Here is a 12,481-nt window from a genome sequence, read left to right as displayed (position 1 = left end):
GCCGGAGGACAAAAGCACCCGCTTCTTTGCCAACGGCAATTTCTACACACCCGACGGCAAGGCACGCTTTATTGCCATCCGCCCAACCGCCCAAACCCGCACCAGCCTGGACTACCCGTTGGTGCTCAACACCGGGCGCGTGCGCGACCACTGGCACACCATGACGCGAACCGGCAAGAGCCCGCGCCTGTCGCAGCACATGGCCGAGCCTTTCGTCGAAATTCACCCGGCTGATGCGCAGCACTACGGCATCGGCGATGCCGATATTGTGCGCGTCTCGACAGCTTATGGCGAGGTCGTGGTCCGCGCGCTGGTGACAGGGCGCCAACGCCAAGGCTCTGTGTTCGTGCCGATGCACTGGACCGATCAGTTTTCCGCGCGCGCGCGCGTCGATGCCCTGGTCGCGCCGACGACTGATGCGATTTCAGGCCAGCCGGCTTCAAAGAACGTTGCCGCCCGAATCGAGCGGTTCGCCGCCACGGCCTTCGGCTTCGCGGTGCTTGCGGAACGGCCCGCATCCATCGACGCCGATTATTGGAGCCTCGCCCGCTGCCCCGCCGGCTGGCGCCTTGAAATTGCGCTGCAGGACAGCCGCGACTGGACCGGGTTTGCCGCCGCGCTGTTCGGCCCGGAAGGCGAGGCGCTCGCCTATCACGACATCGCCGGCGGGCACCATCGCTTCGCCCGTTTCGCGGGCGGTCGGCTGGTCGGCGCGCTCTATCTTGCGCCTACCCCGGTAGCGGTGTCGCGCGGCTGGGCGGCCGAACAACTGGGTGCCGACCATGCCGATCGGCAGGCGCGGCTGGCGATCGTCGCCGGCAGGCCTGGCGGCAAGAGCGTCGACCGCGGCGCCACCGTCTGCGCCTGTTTCGGGGTCGGTGCCAACCAGATCGCGGAAGCGGTGCGCGGCGGCTGCACCAGCGTCGCGGCAATCGGCGCCGCCCTTCACGCCGGCACCAATTGCGGCTCCTGCCGCGCCGAGATCAAGACCATTATCGACGGGCGGCGTCTGCAAGCTGCAGAGTGAATGCGCCGAGGAACTCTGCCGCGCCGCTGCATGATGCTTACTAGCAATTTACAAACCATAGGCTACCACCGTTCTGACTTCGATTCGTTCGGAACGGGAGCCCCATGAGTAAAGCCCTGACCTCATTCGCGCTTGCGAACGTGCTGACGGCTTTGCTGATGGCGCTCAGCCTGGCGGTGGCCAGGCATGGCTATCCCTATGGCGCGATCGGCGCCAAGCGCTTGAGTGACGTCGCCGATGCAGGGGCATTCATTCCGCTCGCGGCGGTCTACTTCCTCAGCGCACTGCTGATGATGGTTCTGCCGATCAGGCTCGCCGGCATCGTCCTGACGCATGCCGCCGATGCAATCTTCTGGACGGTCATCGTGTTGTTCGCGGTCATCGTTGGATGTCTCGCCGCCAGATTTGCTTTCGGTCAGCACGATGTGCTCTCGGCACTGCTGAACTGGCGGTTCCTGTTTGTCGCAGCCATCGTCGGATGCCATCTCTTCATCAACGAACTGCGGCGCAACATCCTGTTGAGAAGCCTGTTCTTCGTCGTCTTCGCCGCTGCGACACTGGCCTGCCTGTTTTGGTCCTTCACGATCTGAGCATGTGCGACCGTCGGGACAGACGGCTTAATTCTTGTCGACCGGCTTTGAGCGCATTCGCGAAACGGTCTCACGCTCGGCCCGCTTCGAACGCATCGGCGGCAGGCCGCGGTCGACCAGGTCCATGTCTTCCAGCACCATGTCGCCCATCCGCTTGAAAGCGATGTCGAGTGCGCCGGCCCGGTGGGCGGAGCGCAGGAACCCCGGCAATGTGCGGACCGGGTGATCTTGGGCCAGCGGCTCCTCAGGAAAAACATCACTGGCGGCGACGATGTGGCCGCTGCGGACAGCATCCATCAGTGCCGGAAAATCGACCACGCCAGCCCGGCTGAGTAGGATGAAAGCGGATCCCTCGCGCATCCTGGCAAAGGCTTCGGCGCCGAGGAAACCCTGGTTTTCGCTGGTCACCGAAGTGACGACGAAGACGAAATCGCTGCTCGACAGGACTTCATCGAGCGAGGCCGGCTCAACGCCGTTCTCGATCAGGATCGACGGCGGCAGCCACGGGTCGAAGACTTTTGTCCGCGTGCGAAAACCCGTCAAAAGCCGGTTGAGCGCGCGGCCGAGATCGCCGAAGCCGATGATGCCGACATCCGCGCCGGAAAGAAGCCGCGCCGTCCGGTTGCCGTCGCCGCCCCACAATTCCTTGCCTTGACGAAAAGCGAGGTCGGCATCGACGATGTCGCGGGCAAGGTTGAGCGCCATGGCAAGGCCGAGCTCGGCCACCGGTTCGGCAAAGACCAGCCCAGTGGTGACGACATGGATGCCGCGCGAAAACAGCGTCTCATATGGCATGTTGTTGATGAGGTTGCTCTCGACATTGAAGATGCAGCGCAGCGCCTTCATTTTTTCCAGTGTCTCTGGCGCGATCGGCGGCTGGCCGACAATGTAGCGCGCCTCGCCAAGGATATCGGCCGGCAGCGCCGCGACACCTTCGGGCGATGTTTCGACGATGCGGTATTTCGACCGAAATTTCGTCAGCGCAGCCGGCGTGAAGATCAGGTCGAGCGTGCGTGGATGGGGTGCGCTGATCACCAGCGGCAACGCGTTGTCGGACATGATACTTTTCCTCCCGTGCGATCCACGACGCACCATACTGGAATCATCTTTTCCAGCCCGACCCCTATCACATGCCTGTCGAGGAGGAGAAGTTTGCCCGCCTTTCGGCCTTGCGGTGTGGCGGTCGGTGGTCCAGATAGACGGCGATCGAAGGACGACAAGGAAGACAGCGACATGATCCCGTTTCGAAAGAACCTCATCGATGGCGAGTGGGTGGGCGATGCCGGCTCCCGCAATATCAACCCGTCCAATCTCGACGACGTGGTCGGCGAATATGCATCGGGAGGCGCCGAGCACGCCCGGCAGGCCATCGCGGCGGCGAAGGCGGCATTTCCGGCATGGTCCCGATCGGGCCTGCTGGCACGCCACGCGGTGCTGAGGAAGGCGTCGGACGAGATCACCGCGCGGAAAGATGAAATCGGCCGGGCCTTGGCGCGCGAGGAAGGCAAGACGCTGGTCGAGGGCATTGGCGAGACTGTGCGGGCTGCCCAGATATTCGACTTCTTCGCCGGCGAGACGCTACGCCTGTCGGGCGAGCTGGTGCCAAGCGTGCGGCCCGGCGTCGGCGTCGAGATCACCCGCGAAGCGGTCGGCGTCGTCGGCATCATCACGCCGTGGAATTTCCCGATCGCCATTCCGGCCTGGAAAATCGCTCCGGCGCTGGCCTACGGCAACACTATCGTCTTCAAGCCGGCGGAACTCGTTCCGGAGAGCGCCTGGACAATTGTCGACATCCTGCACCGCGCCGGACTGCCCAACGGCGTGCTCAACCTGGTGATGGGCAAAGGTTCGGTGGTCGGCCAGGCCATGCTCGCCAGCCCTGATCTCAACGCCATCACCTTCACCGGCTCGGTCGGCACCGGCAAGCGCGTGGCCGCCGCCAGCGTCGAGCACATGCGCAAGTTCCAGCTCGAAATGGGCGGCAAGAACCCGCTTGTCGTGCTCGATGATGCCGACCTTGCCGTCGCCGTCGACTGCGCGGTCAACGGCGCCTACTTCTCGACCGGCCAGCGCTGCACGGCGTCGTCCCGCCTGGTGGTGACGGACGGCATCCATGACCGCTTCGTCGAGGCGATGAAAGATCGCCTGGGCAAGCTGGTCATCGGCGACGCTCTCGATGCCAAGACCCAGATCGGGCCGGTGGTCGACCAGAGCCAGCTCAAACAGGACGAGGACTATATCGCCATCGGACGTCAGGAAGGTGCCGATCTCGCTTTCGGCGGTGAGCGGCTCGATCGCGAAACCCGCGGCTTCTATTTGCAACCGGCGCTGTTCACCGAAACCACCAACGCCATGCGCATTTCCCGTGAGGAGATTTTCGGACCTGTCGCTAACGTCATCCGCGTCAAGAATTATGATGAGGCGCTGGCGGTGGCCAACGACACGCCGTTCGGGCTGACGTCCGGCATCTGCACCTCGAGCCTCAAGCATGCCACGCATTTCAAGCGCAATTCGGAAGCCGGCATGGTCATGGTCAACCTGCCGACGGCGGGCGTCGACTTCCACGTGCCCTTCGGCGGGCGCAAGGGGTCGAGCTATGGCCCACGCGAGCAGGGCCGCTACGCCGCGGAGTTCTACACGACCGTGAAGACCGCCTATACATTCGCTGGCTGATCACGGCGGCACTCATCCGGGACCAGCCAGGCAGGCGAGCAAATCGATGGCATCTGAAAATACGGACCTGACCTGGCTCAATCCGCCGCCGCACCACGAGTTCGGCGACAATACGGTGCATGTGCGGACCGGCAAGGAGACCGACTTCTGGCGAGAGACGTTCTACGGCTTCTGGCGTGACAATGGCCATTTCCTCTATCGTGAGGTCGAGGGCGATTTCAGCGCCGAAGTCACGGCCAAGGGGCACTATGAGGTGCTTTACGACCAAGCCGGGCTTATGGTCCGCCTGAGCGAGACCCATTGGATCAAGGCCGGCATCGAATACACCGACGGGCTGATGTATTTTTCCGTCGTCGTCACCAACGATGCCTCCGACTGGTCGCTGGCCAATATTCCGGCCAACCCGGACGGCGTCAGGATCCGCTTGACGCGTCATGCCGAGACGATCCGTGTCCAGTATCTGGACGCGACCGACAAACATTGGAAGCCGGTGCGGCTTGCCTATTTCCCGCCGTCGAAAACGGTCGATGTCGGCATGATGTGCTGCTCGCCGCAGCGCGAGGGCTTCGAGGTCACATTCAGCGACTTTTCGATCGGCCCGCCGATCTCGCGGCAGCTTCACGACTGAGGCGCCGCGATCCGGTCGGGCGGTTTGCGTCCGGCCGGCCTCAGTAGGTCGCCCGGCCGCCGGAGACGTCGAAGACGGCCGCCGTCGTGAACGAGCATTCCTCGGACGCGATCCAGCAAATCAGCGCCGCCACCTCCTCGACCTCGCCGAACCGCGCCATTGGTATTTTGGACAGCATGAAGTCGATGTGCTGCTGGCTCATCTGCTGGAAGATCGCGGTGCGCACGGCCGCCCGCGTGACGCAGTTCACCGTTACCCTGGTCTTGGCCAGTTCCTTGCCAAGCGATTTGGTCATGCCGATCACCGCGGCCTTGGAGGTGCTGTAGGCCGAGGCGTTCGGGTTTCCTTCCTTGCCGGCAATCGAGGCGATGTTGACGATCCTGCCGTAATTGCGTTCGAGCATATGCGGGACCAGCGCTTTGTTGCAGAAGAAGACGCCGTTGATGTTGATGTCGATGACCCGGCGCCAATCCTCTACGGAATACTCCCAGGTCGTCATGTTCGGTCCGGTGATGGCAGCGCTGGTGACAAGGACATCGACTGCGCCAATCGCTTCGATCGTCTCTCGGGCGGCGGCTTCGACCGCTATGGGGTCGGCGACGTCTAAGGTGACGCTGTGCAGGCCTGGAACAATGGCCTTGGCCTGCTCGATCTGGGCGGCATCGCGATCCCAGACCGAAACACGCCCGCCTTCCTTAGTGATCCTTTGCGCGACGGCAAGGCCGATGCCTGAGGCGCCGCCGGTGATAACAGCAGATCGTCCGGCAAATCGTCCCGCGAAACTCATCGGCATGTGGTCTTCCTCCCAATCGGCGGCGAATGTGAAGTCAACGGCGGACAAGTTCAAGCGCGGACTTGCAGCCTCCGAACAGCTTCGTGATGGGCCAGCACCAGGCAATTGAACGGCACTGCCTCCTGGCCAAATCGTCTCGTCCGGCATGGGAGAACTGCAGGAACGACTTCGCCCAGTTTGTCATCCAGGTGACATGCAGCGCCGGATGCGCTATATTGCACTGCACAATGCGAGCGCCTGCAGGCGAGGCTCCCATCGATCCAATGAATCGACCCATGAGCGGCCCATGAAATCGGCATTGAGCTGCAAGGGCGGAAAACCGATACCGAGATGAAGATTCCAAAATCTCTGTTGATCGATCCGGACAAGAACACGGTCTATGGCAGCTTTGCCGTTGCCGTCTCGATCTGGGCGTTCTCCTACTCGACCATTTTCGGCCAGGCCATGATCCTGGCCTATTATGCAGTCTGGCTGCCGCTCATCCTGGTCGACTACCGGAAAATATTAAGGCACGCTTCCAGCGCCTGGCTTCCGCTGGCGTTTGCAGCCTATGTCTGCTTCTCGGTGTTCTGGTCGGCAGCTCCCGGCACCACGGCAAGGACGGCCGTGCAATATTGTTCCCATATCGCATGCGCCTACATTGCCGCGCGCACGGTCAGCGTCCGGACCTTGACCATAGGCGCCCTAATAGGGATTTTCGTCGTCCTGCTCTACTCGCTCAAGGTCGCGAGTTATTCCTACGACGTTCTCGACGGGACATACAATTTCGTCGGCGCTTTCAGCTCCAAGAACCAGATCGGCTTTGTCGCATCGCTTGGCATCTATTTCTGCGTTGTCTACCTGGCCTTTCTCAGGCGCGGCCGCATAGGTTTTTTGTTGATTGTACCAATCGTCCTTCTGTCGGGCTATCTGCTGGTCGTGTCGCATTCGGCCACTTCGATGGCATCGACCCCGGCGGTTCTCGCCCTGGTCGCGCTGCTTTCCATGGGCAAGCTGCTTTCGCTCCGCCATCGCCGGGTTATTTTCGTGATCGGTGCAGGCGGGCTGGTCGCCTGCACCGTGATTGCGCTGAATCTCGGGCTAATGGACTTTGTCCTTGGCCTCTTCGGCAAGGATTCGACGCTCACCGGACGAACCTACCTCTGGCAGCAGGGCTGGAATGCCGCGCAGCAATCGCCCATCCTCGGCGTCGGCTACGCGGCGTATTGGGTGCAGGGCTTCTCCGAGGCCGAGCGGCTGTGGAATGAATTCTACATCGCCGCCCGAAGCGGCTTCCACTTCCACAACACCTACATCGAGACCTTGGTGGAACTCGGCTTCGTCGGAGCGACACTGCTGTCGCTGATCATCCTGCGCACGCTCTGGGGGCACGTCTCGGCGCTGATATTCAGGACATGGCAAGCCGAGTCTGTGATTCTCGCAGGCGTCATGGTGCTTTTGTTCATCCGCTCCTTCGTCGAGGTCGAGACCCTCAATCCCTACATCATGGGATCGTTCCTGCTGTATTACAGCTACTTCAAGCTGGTGAAGGTGCCGTCCGTCGCCCGTTCCCGGTGGAGCGCCGCGAACCATCTCGAGGAACCGGACGCCGTGCGAGGCTAGAGCGGGGCCGATCCGGGCTGTTCGTCGCCCAAAGGCCGCCTTGTTTTCTGATCCATAAAATACGAAGCCCAAAACCCCGCAGGCCGCCGCCTGCGAGGTGGGTGCTTCGCTCCGGTGGAAAGAAGCTACTGGATGGCCAGGGGCGCCGGTTTGACCTTGATCACGTCCCCGGGCAGCACCGGCGTGTCTTCGTCGGCGGTGATTTCGCTGGTCTTGCCGTCGACCACCCGCACCAGGGAAAACGACATGGCGGCTGGTTCGTTGTTGCCATAGAATTGCGGCATGGGGTTGCCCGACAGGGCTTCGGTCATCAAGCCTTTTTCCATATTCAGCTTCAGCGTCGCTTCGTTGAGGTCGGCTTCCGTCTGTTGCCGGTCGGTCGCGAGGGTGGAGTTCTGGGTGTTCTCCAGATCGATAGCGTCCTGAGTGGCCTTGCTGATCGACTGCTTGGCCGTGAGAATCGCCGTTTCATAATCCAGTATCTGGCCTTCGAGGTCGGCGATGGTTTGCTGGGAATTCAAAACCCGGGTGTTGACGACCAGGCCTTTTTGCGCCAGCGAGCCGATACCGTTGAGCTGCTCCTTCGCCAGATCGACCTGCTTCTGCTGGTTGACGATCTTTTTCTGCAGCGAATCGATCTCGCTCTGCAGCAGCGCCTTCAAGTCGTCGAGCGCCTGCAAGCGTAGGTTGAGTTTCTTCTGGTCGGCCGCCAGGATCGCCGTCTCATCGGCAACGATGCTGGGCAGCTTCGGATCGTCGGCCACTTCTTTCGGCACTTCGAATGACGGTTTGTTCGCCAGTTCCGCTTCGATGCGGGCGCGCTTGACGATCAGCCTGACCTGTTGGTCTTGAAGTACGTCGAAATTGCCCTTGGCATTGATCAGGTCGCGGTCGTAGCGCTGCCCGCTCTCCGAGTTCCGCCGCGTTCCGCCGGCAATGCTCATCGCTTTCAGCACCGTCAGCCCAGGCACGCAAGGATACTGTCCGGGCGATTGCACCTCGCCAGAAATATAGAACGGCCGGTACTGCGCCATTTCGACGGAAGCCTCGGGCTTGTCAGCCAGGGCGAGCTTACGCTGTAGCGCCTCGCCGAGCGATGCCGCGATCTCCGAGGTCGTCTTGCCGGATGCGGGCATCTCGCCGACGAACGGCACCGACAAGGTTCCTGCCGGCCCGACCGTGTATTCTCCATTGATGGCCGACCAGTCACGGAACGTGCCTTCGACAGTCTGCCATTCCGCTACGCGGATGGTTAGCTTGTCTTGTGCTCCAAGCCGATAGTCATCGGCGAAGGCAAACTGCGGCAGGGCCAGCGACAGGCCGGTCGCCAGCGTGAGGCAAGTCGTCAAAAGTCGTACTCGCCGCATGCGTCTGGAGAGAATGCCGGTGCAAAAGATATCGATTATATCTGCTTTCAACTGAGCGTTTCCGATCTGGTTTGCCCCGCCCGATGCCTGAGTCCCGGGGCCTGAGTTCCGGGCTCGAATTCCGGACAGTCGCTCCTCGATGCACGGCCAGCAAGCGGCCGTCAGTAGCAGCCTCGCGACATCCAGACCGCAGGTACGGTCTTGATGATGATGCGAATGTCTTCGAACATCGACCAGTTCTCGACATAGTGTCGATCGAACGCGACGCGGCTGTCGTAGGAAACATCGTTGCGTCCGCTAACCTGCCAGAGCCCGGTCAGGCCGGGGCGCGATTTCAGGTAATAGACGGCCGAATTGCCATAGATCTCCAACTCATCGCGTACCACGGGACGAGGCCCAACCAGGCTCATATCCCCCTGCAGGATGTTGATGATCTGCGGCAACTCATCGAGGCTGAGCTTCCTCAGCACCGCTCCGACGCGCGTGATCCGCGGGTCGTTCTTCAACTTGCGGGTCGCTATCCATTCGGCGTTGGCCTCCGGATTCGCGGCGAGATAGGCAGCAAGCACCCGCTCGCCGTCTGGAACCATAGTGCGGAACTTGAGGCACGGAAAAATCCGTCCTCCGCGGCCGATCCGGCTATGACCATAGAAAATCGGCCCGCCATCGGAAAACCTGACAAGCAGCGCTATCATCACGAACAGCGGGCTGAGAGCGATCAGGCCGATCAGCGAACCGGCAATATCGAAGCTGCGTTTGAGCAGGCCGCCGATCGGCGGCGGAAAATCGACGCCGGCCTGCGAAAAATCCGCGTCGGCCGGCTTGGCTACGTCCCTCATGCGTAAACTCCATACGTTGAACGGATGGTTTAGCGCACGATACCAAAAAAATGCTGCAGCGCAACACACAATTTCCCAGCCGGCTGTAATAGTCGCGTCATGAACTGACTAAATAATGAACTCGTCCTGCACAAAATTTTGCCTTTATGTCGCAAAGGCGACAGATTATGGGCAATTTTGGAAAATCTAGTCCAATTTTGGGGCTGATTTTGGGCGAATCGCTCTTTATACCCGGTTGTGGAGCTTTGCCGTCACTTAGAAGTTCAAAATATCGACTGATGTTATGATAAGATACTGGTCAATATTATAAATCTTACTGGAGCGAGTCGATATCCGTCAATCAGTGGTGATGCCGACGTGTGCATTGCACCATGGCAGAGGCGATCCTGAGGATTCGCTTAAAATTATTCCGTAGCTGCCCTTGCCGCCTATTGCTCGCCTCAATAGAGTTGCAAATTGTTTCTGTCGGAGTATGGACAGATTGGGCAAGGCCGGAAGCAACCGGCCAGAAGCGGGCAACCTAAACAAGCTCGCAGAGTTTAAGGGAGGTGCTCGGGGTGGGCTTGTCGACATTTTTTCCCGAGCCGGTTGATGGGCTATCGGGTATGTCACTGCCAAAGTTCATTATCGGAATGTGTTTTGCGCTGGCGATCGTGGTCGTCTGGTCCTATTTGGGCGGCGCCTCGCTCGGCACGACGCTTTTTCGCGTCATCGGCTGCGCCATAGTCATCCAACTCGGTTATTTTCTGCTGGTCTTTGCCATGGTCGCAAGAAATGCCCCGACCTCGGCCGACAAAATTCGCGACGCAGAACGAAAGCTGAGTTCGAACGAAGCGGCCGAAGGCGAGAAATTAAGCGCCAGGAGAGGCCTTCACTGATTTCGGGCGTTGGCCTCCAGCAACACGCCGCAAGTCGGCATCCCGTTTCTTCAATTCCTCGATGCTCCCGGCCTCCACCAAGCGGCCGCTCTCCATCGCCACGACCTACTCGGCAGTGACTGGTTGGCCAACTGAGCGCGCCAGTGGCTTGATCCGGGCCGTGCAGGAGCGGCTCTGCCAAGCGGCGCCTTTCGGGAGCTATCCCGATTGCGGCTCGCCGCCTGCCCAGCCGCGTCATGACACCCAGCCAAATGAAAAACTGGACGGCGCCGATGATTTTGGCGATGCTTGCTTCGCACTTGCAGCATAGGCATTTGGGCCGATGCATGTCAGACGGGCGGTGAGGCATTGAGCGGGGAGGGCGAGGAAATCCGCAACGATTTCTGCAATCGAGAGGCATGTCCATGACATCATCCCAAGTCTGCGTGATCATCGCTGCCCGTAACGCGGCGCGGACAATCCCGGCTGCCATTGCATCGGCATTGCGCGAGCCGGAGGTTGCGGAAGTCGTCGTCGTCGACGACGCGTCCACCGACGATACCGCGAAAGTCGCCCATGCAGCCGACGACGGCACGGGCCGCCTTTCCGTCATCCGCTTCGACGTCAATCGCGGCCCCTCCTTTGCCCGCAACGCCGCGATAGCCGGTTCCAGGTCGCCGTTCATCAGCATCCTGGACGCTGATGATTTCTTTTTCGAAGGCAGGTTTCACAGACTGTTCGCCAGCACCGATTGGGATTTCGCGGCAGACAACATCATGCTTGTCAGGGATGACGCGGCAACCGACGTCTCGAAAATCGTCGCTCCACCGTTTTCGCCCGAGCCGGAATTCCTCGATTTCGAGGGTTTCATCGACGCCAACATCTCCAGGCGCCGTGTGCAACGAGGGGAACTGGGCTTCCTCAAACCCGTGATCAGCCGCGCCTTCCTCGATCGGCATGGGCTGCGCTACGACGAGAAGCTGCGCCTTGGCGAAGACTATGAACTCTATGCGCGCGCGGTTGCGCATGGCGCGCGCTTCAAGGTCATCAAATCCTGTGGCTACGGCGCGATCGTGCGCGCCGATTCGCTGAGCGGACGGCACAACACCCAGGATCTGAAGCATCTGGCCGATGCCGACCTGGCACTGCTTGCGATCGACAGTTTGCCGGAGGCATCGAAGGCTGCGCTGAGAAGGCACGAGCGGCACATTCGCGACAAATACCGGTTGCGGAAGTTCTTAGACGTGAAGACTGAGCGCGGGCTGGCGCCGGCTGTGGCCTATGCCTTGGCCGGCTCGTCCAACCTCACGGCCGTCGTCCGCGGCGTTGCCTCCGACAAGCTGGATGCGCTGTTTCGCCGCGCTGGCTTCGCCGCGAAGCGTCAGCATGTGCCGCCGCTGCGCTTCCTCATGGCCGGAACCAGCACAGCCGGCGAAAGCTAGGCTCGTCAACGTGGCGATCGCCTTACCTCGGTCAGCTCGCACCATTTCGACGCGATTTATGAGTTTACGATCTAGGTGGTTGCCTATGCGCGCGGGGAATGGCAATCTATGTTGCGGTGCAGCAATTTTGGACGGCCAACCGAACTGGCCCGAGACATCCCCTGTCAGAGGAGCTGGACGATGCGAGAAATGTCTTTTGAACGTGGACGGGCGCCAAGGCCGGTCATCGTCTCGACGATGATGGGGCGCTGACTGCATGGCCTCGATCTTTCGCTTCCGATCGAGAGATCCGGCGCGCGACACGCAGACCGACACCGCGCGACTCGATCGCTTGGCGAAGCTGCTGGACCAGATCGCGGCCGAGGTCGAGGCGGAGAAGAACGGACTTGAGAACCGCTACAGGACAACGGCCACCAATGCCGCCTTCCTGGTCGAGGCCATGGAAAACGGGGCGGTCTCCTCCCGCAGGTCTTCCGAAGTTGGCGAACTGACTAGGTCGATCCTGAATTGCGAGCGGCGCATCGCTGCGCTCTCGCGCCAGAAGCAGATGATGAAGGATCTCCGTCATTCGCTGGATGAAATCTTCGAGGAGGATCGGCAGAACGGCCCAGACATAAGGACCGATTTTGTGAAACCCGCCGGTCCCGGCACAGGTTGAGCGAA

12 protein-coding genes are annotated in these 12,481 nt (G+C 61.0%); 8 read left to right on the top strand and 4 right to left on the bottom strand.

Features of this window, described 5'->3' with window-relative positions; genetic code table 11:
• Positions 1-1,027, top strand: a 1,027-nt coding sequence (locus tag NKH89_RS09920; RefSeq protein ID WP_352908674.1) for a molybdopterin dinucleotide binding domain-containing protein, incomplete at its 5' end; no start/stop codon positions are given.
• A gap of 104 nt (positions 1,028-1,131) precedes the next feature.
• The gene (locus tag NKH89_RS09915) at positions 1,132-1,617 is read left to right on the top strand and encodes a hypothetical protein (RefSeq protein ID WP_352908672.1); all 486 of its coding nucleotides are present in this window, start codon (positions 1,132-1,134) and stop codon (positions 1,615-1,617) included.
• A gap of 27 nt (positions 1,618-1,644) precedes the next feature.
• Here the strand turns inward: NKH89_RS09915 and NKH89_RS09910 are convergent, their stop codons facing one another.
• Entirely contained in the window at positions 1,645-2,676 is a 1,032-nt protein-coding gene (locus NKH89_RS09910; protein WP_352483965.1) for a hydroxyacid dehydrogenase, read from the bottom strand.
• 177 nt (positions 2,677-2,853) lie between these two features.
• Here NKH89_RS09910 and NKH89_RS09905 point away from each other — a divergent pair, with 177 nt between their 5' ends.
• Positions 2,854-4,290 carry an aldehyde dehydrogenase family protein gene (locus NKH89_RS09905; protein WP_352908686.1) on the top strand — a complete coding sequence of 479 codons (1,437 nt, stop codon included), beginning with the start codon at positions 2,854-2,856 and terminating at the stop codon, positions 4,288-4,290.
• 46 nt (positions 4,291-4,336) lie between these two features.
• Entirely contained in the window at positions 4,337-4,918 is a 582-nt protein-coding gene (locus NKH89_RS09900; RefSeq protein ID WP_352790657.1) for a DUF1349 domain-containing protein, read from the top strand.
• Between the two features lie 40 nt (positions 4,919-4,958).
• Here the strand turns inward: NKH89_RS09900 and NKH89_RS09895 are convergent, their stop codons facing one another.
• The gene (locus NKH89_RS09895; protein WP_352908670.1) at positions 4,959-5,711 is read right to left on the bottom strand and encodes an SDR family NAD(P)-dependent oxidoreductase; all 753 of its coding nucleotides are present in this window, start codon (positions 5,709-5,711) and stop codon (positions 4,959-4,961) included.
• Positions 5,712-6,041: 330 nt separating this feature from the next.
• Between NKH89_RS09895 and NKH89_RS09890 the strand changes: the two genes are divergently transcribed.
• Complete coding sequence (locus tag NKH89_RS09890; RefSeq protein WP_352790656.1) at positions 6,042-7,313, top strand: O-antigen ligase family protein; 1,272 nt, start codon at positions 6,042-6,044, stop codon at positions 7,311-7,313.
• 125 nt (positions 7,314-7,438) lie between these two features.
• Here NKH89_RS09890 and NKH89_RS09885 read toward each other — a convergent pair whose 3' ends face one another.
• The gene (locus NKH89_RS09885; protein WP_084642532.1) at positions 7,439-8,662 is read right to left on the bottom strand and encodes a polysaccharide biosynthesis/export family protein; all 1,224 of its coding nucleotides are present in this window, start codon (positions 8,660-8,662) and stop codon (positions 7,439-7,441) included.
• Between the two features lie 179 nt (positions 8,663-8,841).
• A complete protein-coding gene (locus NKH89_RS09880; protein ID WP_292659405.1) occupies positions 8,842-9,519 on the bottom strand; it encodes a sugar transferase in 678 nt (225 codons plus the stop codon).
• A 548-nt stretch (positions 9,520-10,067) separates the two neighbouring features.
• Here NKH89_RS09880 and NKH89_RS09875 point away from each other — a divergent pair.
• From NKH89_RS09875 to NKH89_RS09865, 3 genes are all read left to right on the top strand, one after another.
• Positions 10,068-10,397 (top strand): exopolysaccharide production repressor protein, encoded by a 330-nt coding sequence (locus NKH89_RS09875; RefSeq protein WP_352895156.1) that lies wholly within the window; start codon positions 10,068-10,070, stop codon positions 10,395-10,397.
• A gap of 398 nt (positions 10,398-10,795) precedes the next feature.
• Positions 10,796-11,818, top strand: coding sequence for a glycosyltransferase family 2 protein (locus NKH89_RS09870; protein ID WP_352591597.1), 1,023 nt, complete (start codon positions 10,796-10,798; stop codon positions 11,816-11,818).
• Between the two features lie 256 nt (positions 11,819-12,074).
• Entirely contained in the window at positions 12,075-12,476 is a 402-nt protein-coding gene (locus tag NKH89_RS09865; protein WP_023717989.1) for a hypothetical protein, read from the top strand.
• Positions 12,477-12,481: the final 5 nt, after the last annotated feature.

Source organism: Mesorhizobium sp. M0923, from assembly GCF_040319365.1.
In the GTDB taxonomy this organism is placed as follows: domain Bacteria; phylum Pseudomonadota; class Alphaproteobacteria; order Rhizobiales; family Rhizobiaceae; genus Mesorhizobium.
This window is presented reverse-complemented; position numbering and strand designations above follow the sequence as displayed.

Excerpts from the sequence above, each read along its gene's own strand:
- NKH89_RS09915 (WP_352908672.1), top strand. The coding sequence starts at position 1,132 with ATGAGTAAAGCCCTGACCTCATTCGCGCTTGCGAACGTGCTGACGGCT.
- NKH89_RS09910 (WP_352483965.1), bottom strand. The coding sequence starts at position 2,676 with ATGTCCGACAACGCGTTGCCGCTGGTGATCAGCGCACCCCATCCACGC.
- NKH89_RS09900 (WP_352790657.1), top strand. The coding sequence starts at position 4,337 with ATGGCATCTGAAAATACGGACCTGACCTGGCTCAATCCGCCGCCGCAC.
- NKH89_RS09895 (WP_352908670.1), bottom strand. The coding sequence starts at position 5,711 with ATGCCGATGAGTTTCGCGGGACGATTTGCCGGACGATCTGCTGTTATC.
- NKH89_RS09890 (WP_352790656.1), top strand. The coding sequence starts at position 6,042 with ATGAAGATTCCAAAATCTCTGTTGATCGATCCGGACAAGAACACGGTC.
- NKH89_RS09880 (WP_292659405.1), bottom strand. The coding sequence starts at position 9,519 with ATGAGGGACGTAGCCAAGCCGGCCGACGCGGATTTTTCGCAGGCCGGC.
- NKH89_RS09870 (WP_352591597.1), top strand. The coding sequence starts at position 10,796 with ATGTCCATGACATCATCCCAAGTCTGCGTGATCATCGCTGCCCGTAAC.
- NKH89_RS09865 (WP_023717989.1), top strand. The coding sequence starts at position 12,075 with ATGGCCTCGATCTTTCGCTTCCGATCGAGAGATCCGGCGCGCGACACG.